This is a genomic window from Trichocoleus desertorum AS-A10 (assembly GCF_039962155.1).
Taxonomy (GTDB): domain Bacteria; phylum Cyanobacteriota; class Cyanobacteriia; order FACHB-46; family FACHB-46; genus Trichocoleus.
In genome coordinates this window covers 36,970-60,777 of record NZ_JAMPKN010000013.1, presented here as the reverse complement: position 1 = coordinate 60,777, position 23,808 = coordinate 36,970, and the positions used below count along the sequence as shown (strand labels likewise).

The window sequence follows — 23,808 nt, the reverse complement described above, 5'->3', positions numbered from 1 at the left end:
CTAGAAGTAGCAGGATGGCTCCTATCCATAGAGGGCAGTCGGACTACATTTTGGGTTTGATGAAAGCGATCGCTTGCCGCCAAATTAAAGTGGGCTGATCATACTGATCGCTCAAACAAAAGCAGTGTTGATCTTGCCAGCGAATTTTGCCTGTGAGCAAATCTCCAGTCAAGAGCTTTAGCTCTACTTCTTTACCATCTCGAATAAAGTTTTGGAGTTGGCGAATGCTCGGCAAACCTGTTTCTAGTTCGCTGCTCATAACTTCCGATCCTTTGCTATGGGAAAATTGCTAAACATTAAATTGCCCAGTTCAGCTTACAGTGGTTGCGACCTTAAGGGAGAAGTTTATGGGAATTGAGTTTATCAAGTACCACGGATTAGGCAACGATTTCATTTTGATTGATAACCGCACCTCCGCAGAACCTTGCCTCACGCCAGAACAAGCCGTGAAGTGGTGCGATCGCCACTTTGGAATTGGCGCAGATGGCGTGATCTTTGCGTTGCCAGATCAAGATGGCCACGACTACACAATGCGGATTTTTAACTCAGATGGTTCCGAGCCAGAAATGTGTGGCAATGGCATTCGGTGCTTAGCTAAGTTCTTAGTAGATTTGGAAGCTGCTGATGCCAATGTGAGTTCGGAGTCTTTGTTGCCCCGATCCTACAAAATTCATACCCTGGCAGGTGTGATGGTACCCAAGATTGAAGCCAACGGTCAAGTGACAGTAGATATGGGTCAACCCCATTTGCTGGCAGCAGAAATTCCAACCACCTTGGCCGCAGCAGACCAAAAAGTGATTGCCCAACCCCTAGAAGTGGCTGGCCAAACTTGGGATGTAACTTGTGTCAGCATGGGCAATCCACACTGCATCACGTTTGTCGAAGATGTAGCCGCGATCGCTCTCGAAACCATCGGTCCCAAATTCGAGCATCACGCCGTTTTTCCCCAACGCACCAACACCGAATTCATTGAAGTGGTGCGCCGCGACTACTTAAAGATGCGAGTCTGGGAGCGCGGTGCGGGTATCACATTGGCTTGCGGGACAGGTGCTTGTGCAGTGCTGGTCGCGGGAGTGCTGAACGGCATCTGCGATCGCCGCGCCACGATTGAGCTTCCTGGTGGTCCGCTCGAAATCGAATGGTCCGAGCTAGACCAACGGGTTTATATGACGGGGCCTGCTGAAATGGTGTTTGCAGGCCAATCTTCAATTTAAAGGTTCGATCGCCGCTTTTAACCCTTGGCTATTCAGCGTCTGCATCATTTTGTCTGCATTGTCGCGGTTGCTGTAGGAGCCGACCTGCATCACCATGCGCCCATTCCATAAAGTGCGAAAAGCGTTGGGAGCGATCGCGGCAACTTCCGCTTGCTCACCCTCACTCTCAACCTCTACTACCACGCGGTAGCGCGACCCCAAAGCCGCACCTTGGTTCGGGAAAGGCAGGCTGTTGGTGCCATCTAGGGGATTACTCGCCACCAATACACTAGGCAAATCTCCGCCTCCCCTACCTACAGGAATGTCTGGTCCCGGTACCGGTAAGACATCACCGCTGATAGAGGGAGAGCTAGGTTGAGGGATAGCCGCGATTGCTGGCGCTGAAGTAGGCACTGGAGGCATGGTCGGGATAACAGCGCTAGTCTCAGGCGCAGGCACCGGAATCTCGATGCTGGTAGAAGGAGCAGCAGTTACAATCGCGGGGGTGGCAGGTTGAGCAGCAACAGGCTTGGGTGGCAAAACGGGTAACTGGAGGCTACGACTAGGCCGAGCCGCTACTCGGACTGGGCTGGTACGAGTTGTCTCTGGCGGTGGCACTGGAATCGCGATCGCGGTGGTCCCAGATTTGGGGATGGGAGGCAACGTGATTTGCTGAGCAGCTTGGCGAGATTTGGAGTTGGATGGATTGGAGCGCGGCGCTGTGCTAATGGGTGGTGGCACAGGTCGCCGATTTCGGAAGGAGTAGGCAGCGATCGGTTGAGGGCGCAAAGCGGGAGATGGCTGGGCTGCTACCTTCGCGGCTGGCTTTTCTATCTTCTTGCTAGTCGGCTTTAACTCGGTCGGGACCGGGAAAGCGGCGGCAGTCATACTGGGAACCGCTGGGGCTTTAGGTGGAGCAGTTGCGATCGCCGGGGCTGTTGGTTTAGACGGCGCAGTAGCGATCGCGGGGGCCGCTTCAGGTGGTGGTACCTCAATCGCGATCGCACTGCTAATAGGAGGTCTGGTGACAGATGGCTGAGATGCCTGAGATGGCTGTAACACTGGACTGATGGCTTTTGGACGCGGCACCTCAACCGGAGTTGCGACTGGCTGAGTTGCGGGTTCGAGGGTCGGTACCTCGATCGCGATCGCAACGGGTTCAGTGGTGACAGGTTTGGTTGTGGTGACTGTGGGGCGCGGGTTGGCCACTACCACTGTCGCAGGGGTAGCCAAAGAAGTTGAAACCGTTGAGTTGGTAACGTTAGCTGTAGGAGGTGGCGGCTCGGACACAGTTCCAACGGTTGGTTTTGGAACTGCGGGTGGTACTTTGGCCGCAACCTCAACTACAGGTGATTTGGGGGGAGCTGAAGCTGCCACTGGGGTAGGAACGGTGGTTGGTTTAACAGAAACGGTTGGCTCCGCTGGAGGGGCAGCTTTGGGTAAGATCTTTAACGCAGGAAAGTCAGCTTTGACAGTGGGTAAAGCTGGCGTTGTTGGAGCAGTTGCGATCGCCTGAGCTGTGCTGGCTGGCTTGAAAGGCTCGACCCGCACTTCCAACGGAGCGATGGTCGCAGTTTTGTCAGAATTGGTGACTGGTCGGGCAGCGATGCTAGCAGGCGAGGAGGTGGGGGCAACGCTAACCGAAGGAGTTGTGCTTGCCGTGCTTGCTAAAGCTGTGCCAGCTAAATCAATGCGTCCCCTAGTCCGATCGCTACTCAGTTCATTACCGAAAGCAGAAACTGCTTGACTCGAAGCACTACTGTTAATGTCAAACCGACCATTGTTGCTGAAAATATTAGCGCCAGGATCAGCTGCACTGCCCAGATCAGGCCGAGCTTGGGCGATCGCCACCACGCCATCCCGCAGGTTTTGCTCAATTAAGTTGCCCCGGATAATCGGCTGAGCGTTAGCTTGAACCACAATCCCGTCTTGGTTCTGCACAATCCGGTTGCCAATGATGGTTGGTGCGGCATCCTGAGCGACATTGATGCCAAAACCAGTTTTGATGAATAAATTCTCGCGCACCTCGGGTCGAGAGTTGCCGTAAATCGTGATGCCATTGGCTCCATTGGCATAGAAGTAGTTGCCTCGCACCACAGGCGCACTACTTCCTACTACAGAGATGCCATCGTGAGTATTGCCTGTAAATGTGTTTTCTAGAATCACAGGGCTGGCTGATTCAATCCAGAGACCATAGCCTCGCGGGTTGGGATTTGTGACCGTAACGCCTGCTAAACCTGCCTGGTGAACTCCGAGAATCGTAATGTTCTGGCTGGCAAAGGTGGGGCTGAGGTAAGGAGCACCACCCTGAATCAAAATATCTTTGCCGCGAGTGCGAGTATCCCCTTGAATCGTCACGCCGGGTTTGAGTTTGAGCGGAAAAACCTCGCCAGTCTGGGCGCTGTAGGTGCCCGGAATTAACACAATCACCGTGTTGGGCTGGGCTGCTTTGAGGGCTTGCGTAATAGTTTTGAAGGGAGCCCGTTCACCGCCATTGCCCACTGCGTCATCGCCTGCGACTGGATTAACGTAGAGCAAGTTTAAGCTAGACATGGCCCTGGCTCTAGCTGGCACCTGTGCTAGCTGCATTGACCCATCAGACCCATCAAATTGAGCGATCGCAGGTTCCGTAGACCAACCTGCCCAAGCCGCAATGGTCAGACCTACGCCCATCAAGCTGTGGGAAAACAAACGGTTACTTGCATACCAGCCAACATGACCGCTGGGGGGCTGGATCAAGGATTGATAGTTGTCGGGGGTCATACTCACAAATCTCCTCTTGACCGCACTGGGTGAAAGGCAGTAGTTGAATTTAGCGATCGCTGGCGCTCCACACAGCCCACCAATCAGCGATACAAAACAAGCGATAAAATCGGGAGCTATCTTACCCTAGATACCCGCTAAAAATAACCGTCTCTTGCCCCATCTGCAAAGTTTGACTGAGAAACTTAAGAATAGTTAAACTAAACAACCGACAAATAGCAAGATTTTATTGCCCCTACCCCCGCATGTGCTTTGCAATGGGTTTTAGTTCCAGCAAACACCCGACTTCTCCGGGCGAGAAATTTTTATCTAGGAAGGGGGAATCTGGCGCTAGGATGAAACATGAATGGGAATGGGGTTGTTCTAATGGGCGATAGATCTACCGGGAGTAAACTCGTGCAGCCCGCACTCTACCGCATTCTAGATGCCAATCTGGATCGGGCTCGTGAAGGCTTGAGGATCGTCGAAGAATGGTGTCGATTTGGCCTCAACAGCGCACCGCTGACTGACGAGTGCAAGCAAATGCGGCAGGAATTGGCGCGTTGGCATGCTCCAGAACTGCGAGCGGCTCGCGATACACCAGGCGATCCAGGCACAGAACTCACTCACCCGCAAGAAGAGCAGCGCTCCAGTATTGAGCAAGTTTTGCAGGTTAACTTGTGCCGTGTTGAAGAAGCCCTTCGAGTGCTGGAAGAATACGGCAAGATTTACACCCCAGAAATGGGCATGGCCTGTAAGCAAATGCGCTATCGCGTCTATACCCTAGAAAGTAATCTGCTGGTACCTCAACGGCAGCAACTCCTAGAGCGATCGCACCTCTACCTCGTCACTTCTCCCGCCGAGAATCTATTTGCCACGGTGGAAGCAGCCCTCCAAGGCGGCTTGTCTCTGGTGCAGTACCGGGACAAAACCGCAGACGACAATGTGCGTTTCAGCAATGCCAAAAAACTGCGGCAAATTTGCCAAGATTACAACGCTCTATTTATCGTTAATGACCGAGTAGACTTAGCGCTGGCTGTGGATGCCGATGGTGTGCATTTAGGTCAGCAAGATATTGCGATCGCCACGGCACGGCAACTGTTAGGCCCGCATCGGTTGATTGGTCGCTCCACCACGAACTCAGAGGAAATGCGACAGGCAATTCAGGAAGGGGCTGACTATATTGGCGTGGGACCAGTGTATGAAACGCCCACTAAAGCGGGTAAAGCTGCCGCAGGTCTGGAGTATGTCCGCTATGCCAAAGAACATGCCGCAGTGCCTTGGTTTGTAATTGGCGGCGTTGACACGAATAATATTCATGATGTTCTAGCTGCTGGCGCTGAGCGGGTCGCAGTGGTGCGAGCCATTATGCAAGCCGATCAGCCCACCTTAATTACGCAATATTTCATCTCTCAGCTCCACCGCATTCAAACGATTCGCGCCTACGAAGAACGCATTGCCAAGCCTCATGTCTGATCTGTCTGGTCTGTCCAATTTGTCTGATGCCATTACGGTGCAAGTGAACGGTGAACCCCAAACTTGTTCCCGCTCTATCCTTCTACCAAATTTGTTAGAACAACTCGGACTCAACCCCCGTTTGATTGCCGTTGAATATAACGGTGAAATTCTGCATCGGCAGTTTTGGGCAGATACCCAAGTCCAAGAAGGCGATCGCCTGGAAATTGTCACCATTGTGGGCGGCGGTTAGCGATCGCTGTTTTAACTAGGAGCGATACCTAGGCAGCTTGAGTACGGATAACTCCCTCCAGACTGATGCCCTACCCCCGGAGTAAGACAGTACAGTATAGGTGTGCCCTAGGTTTACGGCTCTTGACAAAGGGTGAGCCGCCTCAAGCCGAGTTCTAAAACTTGCAGGCAGGTGGTTGTCCACCAGTATCATGAACTGGTTAAAAACATTCCGAATTGAAATTTTGAATTGAAGTTTGGAATTAGCCGGAGCCGATTGTTTTTTCGTCAGCTTGGATAGGCACGCCTTATGCGTAATAAACTTTTTTCTGTAATCAAACCTTTTTTAAAGTCCGTGCTTCTGGTTGGCCTAGTGCTGACTCTGGCACTGAGTAATGCCGATGGTGCGTTGGCAGCCCGTAGCGGTGGACGCATTGGCGGTGGTTCATTCAGAGCCCCCAGTCGTGGCCCCACTTACTCTGCTCCCCGTAGCTATACTCCTGGCCCTGGTGGTTATGGCGGTGGGTATGGATACGGTTATGGTGGTGGCGGTGGATTTTCTCCTCTCTTCTTTATTCCGTTCTTAGGTGGTACGGGTGGATTAAGTGGCCTATTTGGTATCTTGATCTTCTTTGCGATCGCCAACTTCCTCGTCAGCACATTCCGCCGAGTCGGTGCGGGCGCAGATGGCGAAAGCCTAGACTATGATGCTTCCTCCAGCAACCCTGCTGTGTCAGTCGCGAAGCTGCAAGTAGGTCTGTTGGCCGAAGCTCGAACTCTGCAAGCTGACCTGAACCGCATCGCTGAAGCTGCGGATACTAGCTCTTCGGAAGGGTTGGTTCAAGTCCTGCAAGAAGCCTCTCTTGCCTTGCTGCGTCACCCAGAGTACTGGATCTACGCTGGGTCCGAAAGCCAGCAAACTCGTCTAAGCGCGGCTGAAGCTCAGTTTAATCGGTTAGCCTTAGCAGAGCGCAGTAAGTTTGGCGAGGAAACTCTGACCAACTTCAACACTCGTAGGCAACTGAAGTCAGCTAATGACGCATCTGCCCTGACTGTTGCTGAACCCGGTGGTGCATTGACTAACACCAGTCAAGCTCCCAGTGAATACATTGTGGTGACCATCCTGGTCGGGACGCAAGGTAAATGGCAGTTCCCAGCCATCAACAACACTGAAGATTTGCGACGGGCACTCAGCCAGATTGGTGCTATCCCTAGCGAACAACTGCTAGCAGTGGAGATTCTGTGGACTCCTCAAGCTGAGGATGACACTCTGACCACAGACGACATGATAGCGGAGTATCCCAACCTCAAACTCGTCTAGTCACGATTCTACTTTCGCTCAAACCCTTCTCCCCCACGCTGGTTATCCACTGGGGGAGTTGCCGTTTAAATTGAATTTTAGATTGGAAGTGACGGCGGTTAGAGTGGAGAAGCGATCGCTCCTCACATTTCATCCCCAGCATGCGAATGCAATATTCAGTTCATTCGCCCACTCAATTTATTCAGACTTACGCTGACCAATTGCTGCCCGATTGGTCGCAGCCGATTTTGTCGATTTTGGTCGTGCTGCAACAATGCTCTAGCTTGATGCTGAGTCGAACTCTGGCAACAGAAGGCCAGAAGCGACAAGGACGTGAACAGTTTTTGCAGTTTGGGCATCAAGTTGCGCTAGAACTTGAATCCTTAGGGCATTTGGCAGATCTTTTTGATCCAGCAACAGGTTGGCCTCTGCGATCGCCTCCCGGTCGGCTGCACTTAGATGATGTTGCGGTGGTGCGGGCCGCATTGCAATATCCCACGATGGCTCAAGGCGACTGTACTTTAGTGATTCATCCCGACTGGGAAAGTGCTGTCTATCCCTCTGTACTCGTGTCATCTGCCCCTGTTAGCTTGTTAGAAACGGTCGCTGCCCAAGTGAGCGATCGCTATCTACTGGATCTGCATCATTAGATTGAAGACCACGAACGAGACGGTTAAGAAACTAGACCGGAGATAGCCGCTTCAAGCGGAAAGTCAGCCTGTGGGGTTTTATGGCTGGCATACCACCACTCTTGCTCTACAGGGGAGAGTTTGACAGAGTAAAGCGTGATTTCAATTGTTTTTCCAGAGCAACCTTGACCTAAAATCTCAACTGCATAGGAAGGGTGAGTTTTGGTGGCTAAATCAGGTACGTAGCGCTTGCCAATCCTGCGCCAACTCGGTTCTTTGCCCCGCCATTCCAACCGGCAACAAGGCCAAGGCAATTGCTCACGGTCAAACAAACGACAGCAAGGACCCACAATCCGGTAGCAGAAGTGACCACCGGGACTATAAAGAATTTCGCCAGATTGCAAGAGATCAGACACAGTGTGATTGTCTCATAGTTCGCACTGAGACTGAAGCAGGGAGAGCGATCGCCGTTTTGATGCAGCCTACCCAATTGCATATTCAGCCATCCTCAACTCAGTCACGAGGACGAGGCAGTAGCCCTGTTTGCATTCTCTCTCCTGATACAAGCGATCGCCTAACGCCTTTGCGACGATCAAGATATGAACAACACTGAACGTCTCCTCACACTCAATCGTATCCGTAAGCTCAGCCGCTTGATGGACACTGCCATTCGAATTCCGGGTATCGGTTTCCGAATTGGCCTAGACCCGATTATGGGGCTAATTCCAGGGGCAGGAGATCTTGTAAGCACCGCCTTCTCGGCTTACATCATTTTCCTGGCAGCTCGATTTAGTTTGCCTTCTCCTGTGTTGTACCGCATGGTTTTCAACATCGGCTTGGAGGCAGTAGTGGGTTCGATACCGCTGATTGGTGACTTGTTCGATGCCTTTTATAAATCGAACATCCGAAATCTGGCCCTACTAGAACAACACCTACAAGTGGTAGATCCAGAACTAGAGGAAGTGGCAACAGTTACGCCCCTACCTCGCTAGTGGTCTAGACTTGGCCGCTTTGTGCCCTACCTGTACCTAGGGTTGTAAAGAGGTAACTCTACAGAAGATAGAAACCGTTTCCTAAATAATTTGTTATCTTTGTTTACATAGGTTTACAAAATCCACTTCAAAGCTTTTTTCTCACTGTTACTCTCTCTTGGTTTTACTTGGCAAGGAGCCCGTCATGAATTCCCCCACCCAATTATCTTTAGAACAAGAATTCAGTCTTAGAAGTTTCGCAGATCAAGTTCAACTCATGTCCCGTGAACAAGCTCAGGAGTTTCTAGTCAGCTTGTATGAGCAAATGATGCTGCGAGAAAAGATGTACCAAGAATTTCTGAAGCATGAGTGGGGGTTAGACACTCCAGAGAACTGGGTCTAATCTCCCAAGTGGCTAAGAGCGCTGATGCACTATGACACCCTACAAAGTCAGCGCTCTTGCTAGCAGTTTGATACAGCGGCTTTTGATGATCGGTTTGCGGTACGGCAGCGAACCTGACTGAATCGGATTGCTGTTTAGCGATCGCCCGAATTTTTAATTGGATATTATGCAAAATTTAGATATTAGATTAAAGGAATCATCTTCGATTTCTATAGCTTCTCATGCAGGAATTTTAATCGCTGCTACTATCACTAGCCTATGGTTAGGAAGCTTAATATGGTGTTTCACGATTGATATTTCTAGCTTACAAGTTTTTGGTCTAATTCCAGTTATTCTAATTAGAACTTTTTTGCATACTGGGCTATTCATTACAGCTCATGATGCGATGCACGGAACTATTTCCAAAAACCGCCAAATTAACGAGGGTATTGGCACCGTAGTTTCTGTCCTTTATGCCCTCCTGCCCTATCAAGATCTTTTAGCTAACCATCGCCTACATCATCGCGCTCCAGCCACCAACCGCGATCCAGATTTTTACGATCAGGAGCCTCAAAGTATTGCGGCTTGGTACTTTCACTTTATGAAAAGCTACCTGTCAGGCAAGCAAAGTTGGATTTTGCTAATTGGCATGAGTATTGTTTTTTACAGTTTGCTATTTGGGTTTCAAGTTCCCCTAGCTAATGTGTTGTTATTTTGGTTGTTGCCACTTCTTTTAAGCTCCTGGCAACTCTTTTACTTTGGGATTTATCTACCTCACCGCGAGCCTTCAGCAGGGTACACCAATCGCCATCGGGCAACTAGCATCAATTGTTCAAGCGTTTGGTCATTTCTTAGCTGCTATCACTTTGGTTATCACTGGGAGCATCACGAGTATCCAGATGTCCCTTGGTACGGATTAGCCGCAGTCAGAAAAAGCTTAGATTAAACGCAAAGTGAGGTAATGCTGATAGCAGTCGTTACGAACGCAAAAGAGGGGACAAACTTTTCCCGTTGTCCCCTCTTTTACTAGCTAATTACAATTTCAGACTTGTTTTTAGCAGAACTAAGCAAATAGGAACTGGCCTCCATCGTTTGAAAGCAGATTTATATTGACGTCGGCTGCTGCAAAGCCTGCTGTCTCTGCTAACGTCACTAGTAAAGCACCTTTGCCGAAACCTGCGTTGTTGCTGATGCCATCACTGAGCCGTAGTTGTGTGCCGTTGCCAGATTTGACGACATCAACCGCACCAATGCCGCTAAAGGAGATGATGTCCCCGCCAGCCCCTCTCCGGAACTGCTTCACTGTATCGCTGCCATCACCATTGGTGTAAAAAATGGTGTTAGAGAAACCATCATTGGTCAGGGCGATCGCGTCATTCCCAGCACCACCAATGAGAGTATCACTGCCAGCTCCATCATTCAGCGTGTCAGTGCCAGCGCCACTGGAGATGTAGTCGTTGCCAAAGCAACCACTGAGGGTATCGTTGCCATCGCCGCCATACAAGGAATCGCTACTGATAGTGCCAGTGATATTGAGACGCTCGATGTTGCTAAAGCTAATGGAGTTGTAGCCATTGGCGCTGTAGCCAGAGTAATAGCCACCACCATTGGAGTAGTTGTAGCCATACATGTAGCTGAGAGAGGAGTAATCGATGTGGAGCAGATCATCACCTGCTCCACCATCCACAGTGTCTGCTCCTAAGCCCGCATTAATGTTGTCGTTCCCACTACCTGTGTTAATCGTATTGTTGCGGTAACGACTGTAGTTGATAGTGTCATTACCACTACCTGTAGTGAGCCCATCGAAAAACTCGATATTGGTGATAACAGTGCCATTGGCTAGCTTGAGTTCCTTACTGATGCTGCCAGTATCTCCAAAAGTGAGATTCTTGGTAGCAGTTGAGAAGTCAGCATCGTTCAAAGCATCTTCACCAGCACCACCATCAATCTTGTCAGCGCCGCCACCCCCACTAATCACATCATTACCAGCTCCACCGTTGAGAACATCGTCACCACCAATGCCCCCAAAAATGTCATTATTGGCAGTTCCAGTGACATTCAGGTGCTCGATGTTTCTAAGGCTGATGCTGCTGAAGCCATCGGTTCCATAGCCTGCAAAGTAACCACCTCTAGGGCTGTAGTAATCAGAACCTCCGGACATGGAGTTGAAGGCGGAGTAGTCAACGATGAGAGTGTCCTCTCCTTCGCCGCCATCGACAAAGTCTTGTCCTAAACCTGCATTGATCGTGTCGTTGCCTGCCCCTGTGTTGATGATGTTGTTGCGCTGACGACTGAAGTTGATGGTGTCGTTGCCGCTGCCTGTGGTCAAGCCATCAATGAACTCAACATTGGTAGCAACTGTGCCGTTGGCTAAAGTGATATTGCCCACGATCGCAGTTGCATCACTGAAGCTGAGTCCAGTGGTATTCGCAGAGAAATCTGCATCTCCTAATCCATCTTCACCTGCACCACCATCAATGAGGTCTGCACCTCCACGGCTAGAAATAACATCATTACCAGCCCCGCCGCTGAGAACATCGCTGCCACTACCACCTCCGAAAATGTCACTATTGGCAGTTCCAGTGACATTCAAGTGCTCGATGTTGCTGAAGTTGATGCTGCTGTAGCCATTGACTCCATATCCAGAGTAATAGCTACTGTTATAGCCATAGTAGTAAGGATTGCCAGACCCAGACATGGAGTCGAGGGTAGAGTAGTCAATGACTAAGGTGTCTTCCCCTTCGCCGCCATCGACATAGTCGTATCCTAGGCCAGAGTTAATTTTGTCGTTACCAGCCCCTGTGTTAATGGTGTTGTTACGCTGACGGCTGAAGTTGATGGTGTCGTTGCCGCTGCCTGTAGTCAAACCATCGATGAACTCGACATTAGTGGCAACTGTGCCGTTGGCTAAAGTGATGTTGCCAGTAATGGAATTAGTGTCATTGAAATTAAGGCCAGTTGTATCCGCAGAGAAATCTGCATCCTTTAAAGCATCGTCGCCAGCACCGCCATCAATTTTGTCGGCTCCGCCACTTCCAGAAATAAGATCATCCCCCGCCCCACCATTGAGTACATCATCGCCGTACCCACCAAAAATAGAGTCATTATTGGCAGTCCCTGTGATGTTGAAGCGCTCAATGTTGCTAAAGCTGATACTGTTGTACGTGTCAGAGTAGTAACCATTGCCATTGCCATAGGAAGAGCCATACATGTAGCCGAGCGAGGAGTAGTCAATAGTGAGGGTGTCTTCTCCTTCACCCCCATTGACGTAGTCTTGCCCCAACCCCGCATTGATGATGTCGTCGCCAGCACCTGTGTTGATGGTGTTGTTACGCTGACGGCTGAAGTTGATGGTGTCGTTGCCGCTGCCTGTAGTCAAACCATCGATGAACTCGACGTTGGTAGCAACTGTGCCGTTGGCTAAAGTGATGTTGCCAGTAATGGGATTAGTGTCATTGAAATTAAGGCCAGTTGTATCTGCAGAGAAATCTACATCCTTTAAAGCATCGTCGCCAGCACCGCCATCAATGGTATCGGCTCCATTGCCGCTGAAAATGACATCATTGCCAATTCCACCGTTAATAGTGCATCACCGTCACCACCATAAATGGTGTCATTGCCGTTGCCACCATTGAGGATGTCAGCTCCACCACCACCATAGATTTCGTCGTCGCCATCATTACCATTGAGGGTGTCGTTTAGCTCAGCACCGTAAAAATAATCGTTGTTTGCCGTTCCTGTAATGTTGAAGCGTTCAATGTTACTAAAGCTGATGTTGCTGTAGCCATTGCTACTGTAACTGTAGCCAGAGTAGTAACCACTGCCATAGCCATAGGAGTAGCCAGACATAGAGTCGAGGGAGGAGTAGTCAATGATTAAGGTGTCTTCCCCTTCGCCACCATCGACATAGTCGTAGCCTAGGCCAGGGCTAATCGTGTCATTGCCGCCATAGCCGTAGATGGTGTCGTTACCATTAGTGCCTGGCAGAGTGTCATCACTTGGTGTGCCATTAATGCTACCCAATCCTTCACCAGAGCCATTACCGACTGAAATGGTGACACTTGCTTGGCTGGTATTTCCATTGCCATCGCTAATGATGTAACTAAAGCCATCAGCACCAGTGAAGCCAAAATTGGGACTATAGGAGAAGCTGCCGTCGCCATTATCGATCAGCACGCCATTAGCAACGTTAGTGAAGTCAATAATTGTGAGAAAATCACCATCAACATCGAAATCATTGGCTAGTAGAGCAGAAATGGTGATGGTTGTATTTTCACTAGTTGTGAAAGCGTCGTTACTAGCGATCGGTTCGTCATTGATAGGGCTAACCGTGATCGCCACCGTAGCGCTCTCAGTACCTGTACCCGAACCGACCATATAGGTATAGCTATCACTGCCATTGAAGTTGGCGTTTGGGGTGTAGGTGAAGGTTCCATCTCCATTACTTGAAACCGAGCCGTTGGTGGCTTGGCTAAAGTTAACAATAGTGAGCAAGCTACCATCGGTACTGCTGTCATTGCCAAGTACATTAATTGATACGACTGTATCTTCGTTGACCGTGACTGCGTCGTTATTGATAGGCATGGGATCGTTCTTGCTCTCGTAAAGGTCTGACATGAGTAACTACATTTCCTAGATAGAAAATTTCGTATTTAGTGCCTCAGTAATATCCGTACTAAACCAGTAAATTTGCGACCAGTGCAAAATGATGAGAAAAGCCGATCGCGAGATTTTGAGGAGCTTATGCTGCCAACAACTACATCAGATTCGTTAGCCTTCTCTAGCCGATTCCTGGAGCAGGAAGTGAGCGATCGCCTGCAAATCCTGAAACAGTTGGGGTTGTCTCGCTACGCCGACTTCATGTTGCTGATGCCCAACACTGATGCCAATGTTGCTTGTGTAATGCGCTTTTTTGCTGAACCTAGTCGAGTCAAGTTTCCTGATTTGCGTGGTGTGGAGCTAGCAGGTTTGACATTAGATGGAGCGAATTTGATTCGAGCGAATTTAACAGGAGCGAAACTGAACGGTAGCAGTTTGGTAAAAGCTGACTTGATTTATGCTCAGTTGCAAGATGCTGATTTGAGAAATACAGACCTGCGAGGGGCGACCCTCAACAAAACTAGTTGGGCTGGAGCTTGGGTGAAAGGTTGCCGCCTGGGTGTAGGAGTGGGTTTGACGGATGACCAGCGGCAAGATTTACAAGAGCGAGGCGCTTTGTTGGAGTTTTGGCTGAAGTAACTAGGGCATGGTAGAAACCTGGTTAGAACTGATTGGGATTTGCTGTGCCATCCAACCGACTCGTTCAACAAATTGCCTTTATTGTCGAAATTGACAAACTAAAGCAGATTTTGCGGCAGACGTTGCTCACCAACGCTTCGCGGCAGGAAAATAGCGCAGAACATTCCTGGCATATTGCCTTGATGGCGATCGTGCTGGCTGAGTACGCGCCCGCAGGCGTGAATCTATTACACGCTGTCAAATTGCTGTTGCTGCACGATTTAGTCGAGATTGATGCAGGTGATACGTTCTGCTACGACCTCAGCGGTAATCAAAGCAAAGCGGGGCGGGAATTGGCGGCTGCCGATCGCCTGTTTGGGCTGTTGCCTCCAGACCAAGGAACTGAGTTGCGATCGCTCTGGGAAGAATTTGAAGCTCAAGTGACTCCAGAAGCCAAATTTGCCGTTGCCCTCGATCGCCTCCAACCGATTCTAAACAATCAGCAAACTGGGGGAGCTTCTTGGAAAAAGCATGGCATTAGAGCAGATCAAGTGTTGTGGCGGATGCAGCCTGTTCAGGAAGGAGCACCGGAGTTGTGGCCCTTAGTGGAGCAAATTGTGGCGGATTGTGTGGCGGCAGGCTATCTACAACAAGCTCCACAAGCTGAGTCTGTTAGCACTTAATTAGAACTAGAAAATCAATGCCTTTTATCTATTCTCGAACCATTCGCTTTCAAGACACTGATGCAGCGGGTGTAGTCTACTTTGCCAATGTGTTGGCGATGTGTCATGAAGCTTATGAAGCCTCTTTGGCAGCCTCAGGAATTAATTTGAAAGAGTTTTTCAGCAACTCTGCGATCGCCATTCCCATCACCCATGCAGAAGTTGATTTTTTTCGACCCATGTTTTGCGGTGATCAAGAACTGATTCATCTCACCCCAACATTAATTTCAGAGCAAGAGTTTAGAATTGACTACCAAATTTTTGCAGATGGCTCCAGCGATCGCCCGTTAAGCCAAGCGCACACTCGTCATGTTTGTATTAATCCAACAATTAGAAAGCGGGAAGATCTACCAGAAATGATGCAGGAATGGCTCAAGCAGTGGAGCGATTCTGAAGCCAATTGAGGGCGATCGCTTGAGCCTGTTCGTAGTTAATCTTACCTTGGAGATTTCGCGGTAAATGCTCGATTGAAATCCAATATTTAGGCTGCTTAAATTTGCTTAAGCGTGCTTGCAACCGATCGCTTAAATTAGTCGAAGTAGTTTGACAGGCAGGAACGTAAAGCGCTGTCACAATCTGCCCCCAGTGAGCGTCTGGAAGGCCAATTACACAAACATCAGTCACTAAGTTGGTCGCTCGAATCGCTGCTTCCACTTCGGCGGGAAAAACATTCTCGCCCCCCGTAATAATCTTGTGGCTGTTGCGACCGATGATGTGCAAATAACCTTGCTCGTCAAGATAACCCAAGTCATCGGGTTGGAACTGAGGTTGCTCAAATAGGTGTGGATAATAGCCCAGCGTCAATGACTCAGCTTGAATCCTGATTTGGCCGACCTGATCGGATGGCAGCAGTTCCCCAAACGCGCTGTGGATACTGATGTTGCCGTGGGGTAAAACTCGACCACTATTTTGATGACCTGCCAAAAAATCTTCTGGGTGGAGAGTGGCGATTTGAGAGGCGGTTTCGGTCATGCCGTATGTGGGGGCTAAACGAATGCGATCGCGTCTAGCAGCTTCTAGCAGCTCACTCCAAGCGGGCGCTCCACCAAGGAGAACCGTGTGAAACTGGGCTAGCCAAGACGTTAATTCTTGCCGCTCCAGTAGGCGCTGTAGTTGAGTTGGCACCAAAGAAATGAAAAATTGAGTGGGGTCAATCGAGCTAAATTCTCTTGCCTCCAATTGCTTGAAGGACTGTACTACCAATTTCCCATCTGACACAAAAGAGCGTAGAAATTGCATCAAACCGCTGACGTGGTAAATCGGCAAGACACAGTAAGAATTAATTTGCTTTACCTCAAAATATTGCTGGCAACCCCACACTGAGGCCATTAGCGTTGACCAAGTGTGGATGGCAAAGCGAATTCGCCCAGATGACCCCCCTGTGGGAATCATGATCCAACCTGAGTGGCTTGAACCTGGCTCCCCTAGCCCCCCAAACTTGGGGGGAACTTGAGCAAAGTTTTCTAATACTGAGGGGGCAAAAATATCTGAGGGAAGAGTTAAAGAGTCACGATCGCCCCAAATTAAATCCGGTGTCACCAAATCCAATACCTGCTGCCACTCGGCTTGGACCCAATTGGGATTGCACAAAAATACAGGGCATTGAGCAGCGCAAGCAGCGAGGAATCCTGCCAGAAATCGCTCTGGCGATCGCTCGGCCAAAAAGATTTTAGGAGTGGTTCCTTGGTGAATGAGTTGAGTGAGTTCTTGGAATAAATGCTGAGCTAGATCAGTGAGTTTGACTTGGTCAACACCAATAAGCCAGTCAGTTTGCGATCGCGCCTGTAAATGCTGCAAAAGCAGATCGGGAGTTAAACGCTCTTCCATAGCTGCTCAAAATCTGAAAGTTGGTCCCAACCATCGCTGAACCAGTGCGTCACACCAAAGCCAGCGGCGCGATCGCCTGAAGTGAGTTCTGCTGCCAAACTTAAACCTGCGTCCCGACCAATGGCTGTCTCAAAAACTGAGGAAAAAACTACATCAATTTGGTGCGTTTGACAAAATTGCCACAACTGGGAAGGAAACCCTGCGATCGCAGGCTTAATTACGAAAATGCCTCGCCAACCTTGGACATAGCAAGCTTTGAGTTGAGCCAGAATGGCAACTGATTCATCCAAGGCTAAGGGAGTAGAGTACTGTTGGCTCAGTGCCAACATGGTCTGGAACTGATTGACTGGCAGCGGTTGCTCTAAAAATTCAATGCCTAACTGGTCGCAAACTTGTAAGTAGGCGATCGCTGTCTCTGCGGTCAGACCACCATTCGCATCCAGCCGCAAGCGAGCCTGGGGTGGAAGGGAGTTACATAAGGTTTGCAACATTTCCAGTTCCTCTTGTACGGCTGCAACTCCCACTTTCCACTTAAAAGTGCGGAAACCTTGCTGCCAAAGCGATCGCCAAGCTTCTAAGGCTCCAAAGCCAGCAGGGAGCAAAGCACTAGAAGAGATTTTAAATGTTGAATTTTGAATGTTGCATTGGGTGGACTTGTTTAAGGCTAACCAGGCAGATTCAAAGCCAAACTGACAAGCTGGCAAGGTGGATGGGATGGCTGAGACGTGTTCAGCAGTAATTTCAGAAGGAAGTTGCTGGCAGAAAGCTAGTGCTTGCTCGAAGGTTTCGGAACCAAACCAAGCCAAAGGTGAAATCTCCCCAAAACCAACCTGGCCCGTCTCGTCAGTTAGACGCAGCAGAATTCCGGTTCTAACATTCCATAACCCTTGGCTAGTTTTCAAAGGCTGGCGAAATGGGCGTTGGTAGGCTCGAAACTCGAACTGGTAGGAATGAATTTGGGTGGCAGGCATCCTTTAAAGTACAAATCCCAATCCCAACAATAATCCGCTCCAAAAATGGAAGGCCACAGCGATAAATTTGCAGTTGCTTACCTTGTCTGGTTGGTTGTGATAAGCCTGCAAATGCCGAGTCAGTTGAATAGCAAAAGGCAAGCTAGCAAAGATCAACAACGTTCTAATTGGAAACAGACCTAAAAGGATAAATAGTAGCGTCAAGACGTAGATAAAGCCGCAAAACCAAGGAATTAGTTGTGCTCCTCTAGCAGTACCGAGACGGACAATGGGCGATCGCTTACCCGCAGCCAAATCATCTTTTACTTGGTGAAAATGGGAGCAAAATAAAATCAAGCTGGTAGTAATACCAATAATGATCGAGGCAATCAAATTAGTACTCGACCAAGATTGAGTTTGGCTGTAGTAGGCGGCAGAAACGGCTAGAGGCCCGAAGCAAATAAAGCAAATAATTTCTCCTACACCTTGATAACCCAATCGAAAGGGTGGGCCTTGATAGGTGTATCCTAAGGCACAACCTACCAATACAATGGCTAAAAGAGTGAAGTCTTGTTGCCACCAGGCGATCGCAGAACCACCTAAAATTCCTAAAGCTAAGAAAGCATTTCCAAGCCAGAAAATTAGAGATTTGTTACCTGTAAGATTGACTAAAGAATGATGTTTATTGGCGTCAATTCCTGTTTCAGAATCAAACACATCATTGCTCAAATTCATCCAGGCGAGAATGAAAATTGAAGCCAATAAATAGGTGATAAATATTGCAATACTAATGACTTTGGTTTCAGCAAAGGCAACCGCAGTTCCCACCCAAACTGGCATAACAGCAACACTATACATGGGAGGTTTGATTGCCGCGAACCACAGTTTATTGGCTGAGTTTGATGGCGCAACAGATTTAGTAGTCATTCCACAGAATTGGTACGTTGCCAGAAGCCCATTCAAACTGTAGCCGCACCCCTGCGATCGCAATCTCTGCGCGGGATGTCTCCTCCAGTCAAAAAGGCTCCCGTAACATAGCCTACAGGAACCTCAGGCTTATTGGCTCGAAGACGGGGAAGTCGTTTCTTCGGCTTCCAAAATGTCGCTAATACTCTCGTCGTGCCATTTCATCAACGGAGTCGAGCTGATGCCATGTAATATCACAGAAATCACGACAGTTAGGTAAGTAATCCAACCGATCATTTCACCTGTTTCACCTTCCAAGCCCTTACCGTAAGCGTAAGCGAGGTAATACAAGGAACCAACGCCCCGGATACCAAACCAACCTAATAGCCAACGAGTGGTAGGACGAAAGCGTTCGCGGAAATTCCGTCTCGAACCTTTAGGCACTAGGCTGGTATATTTTTCCCCGATGGTGCTGATCCAAGCGCCAATTGGGCGTACGACAAAAATTAACGCTCCCGCCACTAAAAGGGCTTCGTCAATAAAGCGCAGAATTGGCTCGATGCGTAGCAATGACCCTAGCAGCAAAATCACGCCAACTTCCGCCAGTTTCTCTAGCCGCTCGATGAAACTCAGCTGGGAACGCGGTTTCTCAGGATTGCGATAACTGCGTTGGGCTACCACTCCAGCGACGAAAACTGCCAGAAATCCGTAGCCATTAACCATTTCTGTGAGGGCGTAGGTCAAGAGAATGGTACTGATGGCTGTAAAGTCTTCAAAGAGTTCGTCTACCTTCCGGTAGTTTTGGATTTTCTGATCAACCCAAGCCACTGCTTTGGCAACCACAATTCCCATCACCAGTCCTGCTGCGATCGCCCACAGCAAGTCTATAGCCACCCAATTTTTGAACCAACTTTCCCAGTTGCTGTCTTCAATCCAGTGGAGCCCAAAATAGACAAAAGGAAAGGCTAGCGCGTCATTTAAGCCACCTTCAGACGTTAAACCGAAGCGTAGCTCGTTACGGTCATCTCGGTCAGATAGTTGCACTTCTGAGGCGAGTACGGGGTCGGTCGGAGCTAGGATGGCACCTAAGAGAATAGCCTCGCCCCAGTTGAGCTTAAGAAACCAGTGACCCAGCAGGGCGATCGCGCCAATGGAGATCGGCATCAGAAAGCCAATCAGCCGCGCTGTAGAACTCCAGGCCCACAGTTTGAGCGGGCGATTCATCTTCAAGCCGCAGCTATAGAGCGAGATCAGCACGACAAACTCAGTTGCTCGCTCCAAAAACTCAGCCTCAGGCCGCAGCTTAACTAAGTTGATGCCTCCAGGCCCCAGCAAAATACCGACAGCTAAGTAAATCAAGGCATAGGAGAGAGGCAAACGGTTGATCCAGCTCGAACCTAAAGTGATCAACAGCAGAAGTAAGCCAAGAACTAGAAAACTAAGAATGTAAGTATCCACAAACCAAGGGCTCATAAGACTTTGAGACGCCTTTTGAGTTTAGTAGTCTGCCGTTCTGGCCCACTCACCCTAGAGTCAGTTCTTTGGGTAATTTAGCTACCCTAGAAGGATGAATTAGGCTCACCTGTAAACTTTTCTGGCTGACCCTAGAACTCACGCCCTGATTAATGAGAACTTGAGAGAGGGCGGGGGTATAGAGGCGGAATTGGTCTGCCGAGCGCTGCGGTGCTTAGATAGAAGGAAGAGGTTACGACCTCGGGCATACCACGCTTGCTGATCACGATTTAGGAATTCAATTTCAAAAAAATTGCTATCTTCGCTTTCATGCCAGTCACACCATACCGGACTAATCTATTTCAAGATCGTAAGGATCTCTATCAATTTCTTTTAGCTTGTCAACAAGTTTCAATTGAGAAAGAATGCACCCAAATCGCAAGTATTTCTCTGGAAATTGACCCAATAGATCCGCTAGCTGTACTGCATTGCTTAAGCAAGCCAAGCCAACTTAGTTTTTACTTTGAAAAACGAGGGCAAGACGAACGGATTGGAGAGTCTAGCCGTCGAGCGATCGCCGCGATCGGTGCAGTTACGAGTCTAAAGGTAGAAGGCTCTCGACGATTTGCTCAAGCTCAAGATTTCATTGAATCCTGTTTAATTAACACTATTAAAACAGGTGATTTGAGTTTGCCGCTTTCGGGGCCACATTTCTTCGGTGGCTTTACCTTTTTTGAAGAGACTCCAACTAAAGAGGCTTACTTTCCTAACTCAACTCTTTTTTTACCTCGCTGGCAAGTTGCCTGCCAGGCTAATCGCTATGTGTTAGTAGCTAATTTTGCCATTAACGCTAGTGCCAACTTGGAATCCTTGCTCGATCGAGCGTGGGGGGACTTCCAAAAAATTACTGCGATTAAATATCGAGTCCCTGAGGTCAACTTTCAAGGTCGAGGAATCTTTGATCAACGAGACATTACAGATACAAAGTATTTCAAGCTAGCTGTCTTATCTGCTCTAGAAGCAATTGAGTCAAAACAGTTTAATAAAATAGTTTTGGCTCATGCAATTGATGTTATTTCACCAACTCTATTTCATGTGATTCACTCTTTGAGCAATCTGCGACGCTTTTATCCAGATTGTTATGTGTTTTGTTTAAGTAATGGCAAGGGACAAAACTTTATTGGTGCTAGTCCTGAGCGTTTACTGAGTATTCAAGATCAAGAGCTGTTGACCGATGCCTTGGCAGGTTCTTTTCCCAGGGGTAAAACTGCCTTGGAAGATGCCAATCTAGCGAGAGGATTACTCAATAGTGAAAAGGAGATCCGGGAACACCAAGTGGTGATTGACTTTTTGACCCAATCTCTCTCTCGTTTGGGCTTAATGCCAAGGCGATCGCTTTCTCCTCATTTGTTACAGCTATCGAATATTCAGCATTTACGCACACCGATTCGAGCCACCGTGCCAGCAGATGTGTCGCTGCTCCAAATTTTGGCTGAACTGCATCCAACTCCAGCGGTGGCGGGCGCTCCTAGGGATATTGCTTGCCAGCGAATCCGCAGCTATGAAGCGTTTGAGCGATCGCTCTATGCAGCTCCTTTGGGTTGGCTAGATCACAAGGGGAATGGGGAGTTTATAGTAGGAATCCGCTCGGCATTGGTGAATGGTTGCTCTGCAAGGCTTTATGCGGGGGCAGGGATTGTGGCTGGGTCTGATCCGGAGAAGGAGTTGACGGAGATTAAGCTGAAGTTGCAAGCTTTGTTGCAAGCGTTGGTTTAGTAGTTCTCTGGCTAGAACCGAGCTTGGGGGCATTCGCCCCCAAACCCCCGCTGAGGGACGGCTGCGTCCCCCAGACCCCCTCCAGACGAATCTAACTGTGACTGCTTCGAGTCTTTTTTCTTCCACTCCTCACTCCTCTCTCCCTACCCCTCACTTTCTGACTCTTGGCTCCCAACTCCTCTCTCCTTCCCTTTCATCCTTCATCTTTCTGATTCCTCGCTCCTTCTTTCCCAAGCCCTCACTCCTCACTCTTCACCCCTCTCTGTCATGTCCATTGATTTCCGCAATACAAATTCTGTTTGGGCTTCTATCCTGGCAGAAACTTTGGTTCGTTTAGGGTTAAGAACGGCGGTGGTTTGTCCGGGATCTCGGTCTACGCCGTTGGCGATCGCGTTTGCTCAGCACCCTGAAGTTGAGGCGATTCCGGTGCTGGATGAGCGATCGGCGGCGTTCTTTGCTTTGGGCTTGGCGCGGCAGTCGGGGTTGCCTGTGGTGTTAGTTTGTACGTCGGGGACGGCGGGGGCGAATTTTTATCCAGCGGTAATTGAGGCGCGGCAAAGTCGGGTGCCGTTGTTGGTGCTAACGGCGGATCGGCCTCCAGAGTTGCGCGACTGCAATGCGGGGCAGGCAATCGATCAGCAAAAGTTGTTTGGGGATTTTCCCAATTGGTATGCGGAGTTGGCAACGCCTGTTTTGGAGATGGGGTTGCTCAGGTATCTACGCCAAACGATGATTTACGCTTGGGAGCGATCGCTGTGGCCTGTAGCGGGTCCGGTGCATCTCAATTTGCCGTTGCGTGACCCGCTGGCTCCGATTCCTGATCCGGGGGTGGAGGAGTGGCGATCGCAGTTTGACTTGGTTCAGTTTTTTGCGGCGGTTCAGCCTATGACGGAGGTTGATGCGGCTGGGGTGGGCAATATTCAGTTGCCGCTAGCAACTTGGCAAGCTTGTGAGCGGGGGGTGATTATTGCGGGGCCTGCTCAACCGCGATCGCCTGTGCAGTACTGTACAGCGGTGGCGCAATTGTCGGCGGCGTTGGGTTGGCCTGTGTTGGCGGAAGGGTTGTCACCACTGAGAAATTATGCAGACCTCAACCCTGATCTGATTTCTACCTATGATTTGCTGCTGCGAAATCGGCAGTTAGCAGAGCAATTGGCCCCGGAAATGGTAATCCGGATTGGGGAAATGCCGACGAGTAAGGAACTACGGCTCTGGCTGGAGAGGGTGCAGCCACAGCAGTGGATTGTTGATCCGGGCGATCGCAATTTGGACCCGCTGCATGGTTACACCACTCATTTACGATTGGCGATCGAGCAGTTGGCTCCGCTGTTGCCGCCTACATCTAAGTCAGTAAGTAGTTACCTCAAAGACTGGTGCAGTGTTGATGCGAAAGCTAGGCAAAGGCTAGATCAAACTATGTCGGATACAGAAGCGTGGTTTGAGGGCAAAGTTGCTTGGCTGCTGTCCCAGCATTTGCCTCCCGGCACGCCTCTATTTATCGCCAACAGCATGCCTGTCCGGGATGTGGAGTTTTTCTGGAAACCAGGCAATACGGCAATCAAACCTCACTTTAATCGGGGAGCGAATGGGATTGATGGCACATTGTCTACAGCTCTGGGTATGGCGCACGGCAATCAAAGTAGCGTCCTGTTGACGGGAGACTTAGCACTGCTCCACGATACCAATGGTTTTTTGCTCAGAAACAAGCTGGTAGGGCATTTGACCATTATTGTGATCAACAATAATGGCGGTGGCATTTTCGAGATGCTGCCGATCGCCCAATTTGAGCAGGTGTTTGAAGAATTCTTCGCAACACCGCAAACGGTTGATTTCGTGCCACTCTGCCAAGCCTATGGAGTGGAATATGAACTGATTCAAACCTGGCCCCAGCTAATAGAGCGTTTGAACCCCCTCCCTCAAAACGGCATCCGAGTGCTGGAGGTGCGGACCGATCGCAAGGTAGACAGTGCTTGGCGGCGGGCTAACTTAGCAAAATTTGCCGCTGATTGACAAAACTGAGCACCCCAGGTTTACTCTTGAAGGCGAACAACGGTT

22 protein-coding genes are annotated in these 23,808 nt (G+C 49.5%); 13 read left to right on the top strand and 9 right to left on the bottom strand.

Features of this window, described 5'->3' with window-relative positions; translation table 11 throughout:
- Window positions 1-43: 43 nt before the first annotated feature.
- Window positions 44-259, bottom strand: a complete 216-nt coding sequence (locus NDA01_RS17505; RefSeq protein WP_190438881.1) for an Hfq-related RNA-binding protein — start codon at window positions 257-259, stop codon at window positions 44-46.
- An 88-nt stretch (window positions 260-347) separates the two neighbouring features.
- On the opposite strand from NDA01_RS17505, the gene dapF reads away from it, so the two are divergent.
- The gene (gene dapF / locus NDA01_RS17500) at window positions 348-1,214 is read left to right on the top strand and encodes a diaminopimelate epimerase (protein WP_348228951.1); all 867 of its coding nucleotides are present in this window, start codon (window positions 348-350) and stop codon (window positions 1,212-1,214) included.
- On the opposite strand, the gene NDA01_RS17495 is transcribed toward dapF, so the two are convergent.
- On the bottom strand, window positions 1,206-3,956 hold the full coding sequence (locus NDA01_RS17495; RefSeq protein ID WP_348228950.1) for a DUF1565 domain-containing protein: 2,751 nt from the start codon (window positions 3,954-3,956) through the stop codon (window positions 1,206-1,208). The two genes, dapF and NDA01_RS17495, sit on opposite strands and share 9 nt — an antisense overlap.
- Before the next feature lie 396 nt (window positions 3,957-4,352).
- Here NDA01_RS17495 and NDA01_RS17490 point away from each other — a divergent pair, with 396 nt between their 5' ends.
- From NDA01_RS17490 to NDA01_RS17475, 4 genes are all read left to right on the top strand, one after another.
- Window positions 4,353-5,411, top strand: coding sequence for a thiamine phosphate synthase (locus NDA01_RS17490; RefSeq protein WP_431193431.1), 1,059 nt, complete (start codon window positions 4,353-4,355; stop codon window positions 5,409-5,411).
- Window positions 5,404-5,643: a sulfur carrier protein ThiS gene (thiS, locus tag NDA01_RS17485; protein WP_431193430.1), complete on the top strand. Its 240-nt coding sequence runs from the start codon at window positions 5,404-5,406 to the stop codon at window positions 5,641-5,643. The genes NDA01_RS17490 and thiS overlap by 8 nt, the downstream gene beginning before the upstream one ends.
- Window positions 5,644-5,931: 288 nt before the next feature.
- Window positions 5,932-6,942, top strand: coding sequence for a DUF1517 domain-containing protein (locus tag NDA01_RS17480; RefSeq protein WP_190438869.1), 1,011 nt, complete (start codon window positions 5,932-5,934; stop codon window positions 6,940-6,942).
- Between the two features lie 146 nt (window positions 6,943-7,088).
- Window positions 7,089-7,571, top strand: coding sequence for a methylmalonic aciduria and homocystinuria type D protein (locus tag NDA01_RS17475; protein WP_348228948.1), 483 nt, complete (start codon window positions 7,089-7,091; stop codon window positions 7,569-7,571).
- 23 nt (window positions 7,572-7,594) lie between these two features.
- Here NDA01_RS17475 and NDA01_RS17470 read toward each other — a convergent pair whose 3' ends face one another.
- Complete coding sequence (locus tag NDA01_RS17470; RefSeq protein WP_190438863.1) at window positions 7,595-7,966, bottom strand: DUF8632 family protein; 372 nt, start codon at window positions 7,964-7,966, stop codon at window positions 7,595-7,597.
- A gap of 183 nt (window positions 7,967-8,149) precedes the next feature.
- Here NDA01_RS17470 and NDA01_RS17465 point away from each other — a divergent pair, with 183 nt between their 5' ends.
- The 3 genes from NDA01_RS17465 to NDA01_RS17455 all read left to right on the top strand — a co-directional run bounded on the left by NDA01_RS17465 (window position 8,150) and on the right by NDA01_RS17455 (window position 9,849).
- Window positions 8,150-8,542: a DUF4112 domain-containing protein gene (locus tag NDA01_RS17465; RefSeq protein ID WP_190558562.1), complete on the top strand. Its 393-nt coding sequence runs from the start codon at window positions 8,150-8,152 to the stop codon at window positions 8,540-8,542.
- A gap of 184 nt (window positions 8,543-8,726) precedes the next feature.
- Window positions 8,727-8,924, top strand: a complete 198-nt coding sequence (locus tag NDA01_RS17460; protein ID WP_348228947.1) for an NblA/ycf18 family protein — start codon at window positions 8,727-8,729, stop codon at window positions 8,922-8,924.
- Window positions 8,925-9,090: 166 nt separating this feature from the next.
- The gene (locus NDA01_RS17455; protein WP_348228946.1) at window positions 9,091-9,849 is read left to right on the top strand and encodes a fatty acid desaturase; all 759 of its coding nucleotides are present in this window, start codon (window positions 9,091-9,093) and stop codon (window positions 9,847-9,849) included.
- Window positions 9,850-9,966: 117 nt separating this feature from the next.
- On the opposite strand, the gene NDA01_RS17450 is transcribed toward NDA01_RS17455, so the two are convergent.
- Together NDA01_RS17450 and NDA01_RS17445 are read right to left on the bottom strand one after the other, a co-directional pair.
- A complete protein-coding gene (locus tag NDA01_RS17450) occupies window positions 9,967-12,459 on the bottom strand; it encodes a beta strand repeat-containing protein (RefSeq protein WP_431193439.1) in 2,493 nt (830 codons plus the stop codon).
- The gene (locus NDA01_RS17445; RefSeq protein ID WP_348228944.1) at window positions 12,402-13,520 is read right to left on the bottom strand and encodes a tandem-95 repeat protein; all 1,119 of its coding nucleotides are present in this window, start codon (window positions 13,518-13,520) and stop codon (window positions 12,402-12,404) included. The genes NDA01_RS17450 and NDA01_RS17445 overlap by 58 nt, the downstream gene beginning before the upstream one ends.
- A 126-nt stretch (window positions 13,521-13,646) precedes the next feature.
- Between NDA01_RS17445 and NDA01_RS17440 the strand changes: the two genes are divergently transcribed.
- Genes NDA01_RS17440 through NDA01_RS17430 form a run of 3 tightly spaced genes read left to right on the top strand, consistent with a single transcriptional unit; the run spans window position 13,647 to window position 15,246 of the window.
- Window positions 13,647-14,141: a pentapeptide repeat-containing protein gene (locus tag NDA01_RS17440; RefSeq protein WP_348228943.1), complete on the top strand. Its 495-nt coding sequence runs from the start codon at window positions 13,647-13,649 to the stop codon at window positions 14,139-14,141.
- 44 nt (window positions 14,142-14,185) lie between these two features.
- Window positions 14,186-14,803, top strand: coding sequence for an HD domain-containing protein (locus NDA01_RS17435; protein WP_348228942.1), 618 nt, complete (start codon window positions 14,186-14,188; stop codon window positions 14,801-14,803).
- 17 nt (window positions 14,804-14,820) lie between these two features.
- Entirely contained in the window at window positions 14,821-15,246 is a 426-nt protein-coding gene (locus tag NDA01_RS17430; protein ID WP_348228941.1) for an acyl-CoA thioesterase, read from the top strand.
- Here NDA01_RS17430 and NDA01_RS17425 read toward each other — a convergent pair.
- The 4 genes from NDA01_RS17425 to NDA01_RS17410 form a co-directional block, all read right to left on the bottom strand.
- On the bottom strand, window positions 15,215-16,669 hold the full coding sequence (locus tag NDA01_RS17425) for a 2-succinylbenzoate--CoA ligase (protein ID WP_348228940.1): 1,455 nt from the start codon (window positions 16,667-16,669) through the stop codon (window positions 15,215-15,217). The genes NDA01_RS17430 and NDA01_RS17425 overlap by 32 nt on opposite strands.
- Complete coding sequence (locus NDA01_RS17420) at window positions 16,654-17,640, bottom strand: o-succinylbenzoate synthase (RefSeq protein ID WP_348228939.1); 987 nt, start codon at window positions 17,638-17,640, stop codon at window positions 16,654-16,656. Before NDA01_RS17420 ends, NDA01_RS17425 begins: the two co-directional genes overlap by 16 nt.
- Window positions 17,641-17,643: 3 nt before the next feature.
- Window positions 17,644-18,546 carry a 2-carboxy-1,4-naphthoquinone phytyltransferase gene (menA, locus tag NDA01_RS17415; protein ID WP_348228938.1) on the bottom strand — a complete coding sequence of 301 codons (903 nt, stop codon included), beginning with the start codon at window positions 18,544-18,546 and terminating at the stop codon, window positions 17,644-17,646.
- Between the two features lie 129 nt (window positions 18,547-18,675).
- The gene (locus NDA01_RS17410) at window positions 18,676-19,998 is read right to left on the bottom strand and encodes a cation:proton antiporter (RefSeq protein ID WP_348228937.1); all 1,323 of its coding nucleotides are present in this window, start codon (window positions 19,996-19,998) and stop codon (window positions 18,676-18,678) included.
- A gap of 309 nt (window positions 19,999-20,307) precedes the next feature.
- On the opposite strand from NDA01_RS17410, the gene NDA01_RS17405 reads away from it, so the two are divergent.
- Both NDA01_RS17405 and menD read left to right on the top strand, forming a co-directional pair.
- Window positions 20,308-21,753: an isochorismate synthase gene (locus tag NDA01_RS17405; RefSeq protein ID WP_348228936.1), complete on the top strand. Its 1,446-nt coding sequence runs from the start codon at window positions 20,308-20,310 to the stop codon at window positions 21,751-21,753.
- A 267-nt stretch (window positions 21,754-22,020) separates the two neighbouring features.
- Window positions 22,021-23,763 (top strand): 2-succinyl-5-enolpyruvyl-6-hydroxy-3-cyclohexene-1-carboxylic-acid synthase, encoded by a 1,743-nt coding sequence (menD, locus tag NDA01_RS17400; RefSeq protein ID WP_348228935.1) that lies wholly within the window; start codon window positions 22,021-22,023, stop codon window positions 23,761-23,763.
- Window positions 23,764-23,808 lie beyond the last annotated feature (45 nt).

What these genes read in the sequence shown, in the direction of transcription:
- NDA01_RS17455 (WP_348228946.1), top strand. Translation starts at nt 9,091, where the DNA reads ATGCAAAATTTAGATATTAGATTAAAGGAATCATCTTCGATTTCTATA.
- NDA01_RS17465 (WP_190558562.1), top strand. Translation starts at nt 8,150, where the DNA reads ATGAACAACACTGAACGTCTCCTCACACTCAATCGTATCCGTAAGCTC.
- NDA01_RS17410 (WP_348228937.1), bottom strand. Translation starts at nt 19,998, where the DNA reads ATGAGCCCTTGGTTTGTGGATACTTACATTCTTAGTTTTCTAGTTCTT.
- thiS (WP_431193430.1), top strand. Translation starts at nt 5,404, where the DNA reads ATGTCTGATCTGTCTGGTCTGTCCAATTTGTCTGATGCCATTACGGTG.
- NDA01_RS17460 (WP_348228947.1), top strand. Translation starts at nt 8,727, where the DNA reads ATGAATTCCCCCACCCAATTATCTTTAGAACAAGAATTCAGTCTTAGA.
- NDA01_RS17505 (WP_190438881.1), bottom strand. Translation starts at nt 259, where the DNA reads ATGAGCAGCGAACTAGAAACAGGTTTGCCGAGCATTCGCCAACTCCAA.
- NDA01_RS17475 (WP_348228948.1), top strand. Translation starts at nt 7,089, where the DNA reads ATGCAATATTCAGTTCATTCGCCCACTCAATTTATTCAGACTTACGCT.
- NDA01_RS17425 (WP_348228940.1), bottom strand. Translation starts at nt 16,669, where the DNA reads ATGGAAGAGCGTTTAACTCCCGATCTGCTTTTGCAGCATTTACAGGCG.
- NDA01_RS17440 (WP_348228943.1), top strand. Translation starts at nt 13,647, where the DNA reads ATGCTGCCAACAACTACATCAGATTCGTTAGCCTTCTCTAGCCGATTC.
- NDA01_RS17420 (WP_348228939.1), bottom strand. Translation starts at nt 17,640, where the DNA reads ATGCCTGCCACCCAAATTCATTCCTACCAGTTCGAGTTTCGAGCCTAC.
- NDA01_RS17445 (WP_348228944.1), bottom strand. Translation starts at nt 13,520, where the DNA reads ATGTCAGACCTTTACGAGAGCAAGAACGATCCCATGCCTATCAATAAC.
- dapF (WP_348228951.1), top strand. Translation starts at nt 348, where the DNA reads ATGGGAATTGAGTTTATCAAGTACCACGGATTAGGCAACGATTTCATT.
- menA (WP_348228938.1), bottom strand. Translation starts at nt 18,546, where the DNA reads ATGACTACTAAATCTGTTGCGCCATCAAACTCAGCCAATAAACTGTGG.
- NDA01_RS17430 (WP_348228941.1), top strand. Translation starts at nt 14,821, where the DNA reads ATGCCTTTTATCTATTCTCGAACCATTCGCTTTCAAGACACTGATGCA.
- menD (WP_348228935.1), top strand. Translation starts at nt 22,021, where the DNA reads ATGTCCATTGATTTCCGCAATACAAATTCTGTTTGGGCTTCTATCCTG.
- NDA01_RS17480 (WP_190438869.1), top strand. Translation starts at nt 5,932, where the DNA reads ATGCGTAATAAACTTTTTTCTGTAATCAAACCTTTTTTAAAGTCCGTG.
- NDA01_RS17495 (WP_348228950.1), bottom strand. Translation starts at nt 3,956, where the DNA reads ATGACCCCCGACAACTATCAATCCTTGATCCAGCCCCCCAGCGGTCAT.
- NDA01_RS17405 (WP_348228936.1), top strand. Translation starts at nt 20,308, where the DNA reads ATGCCAGTCACACCATACCGGACTAATCTATTTCAAGATCGTAAGGAT.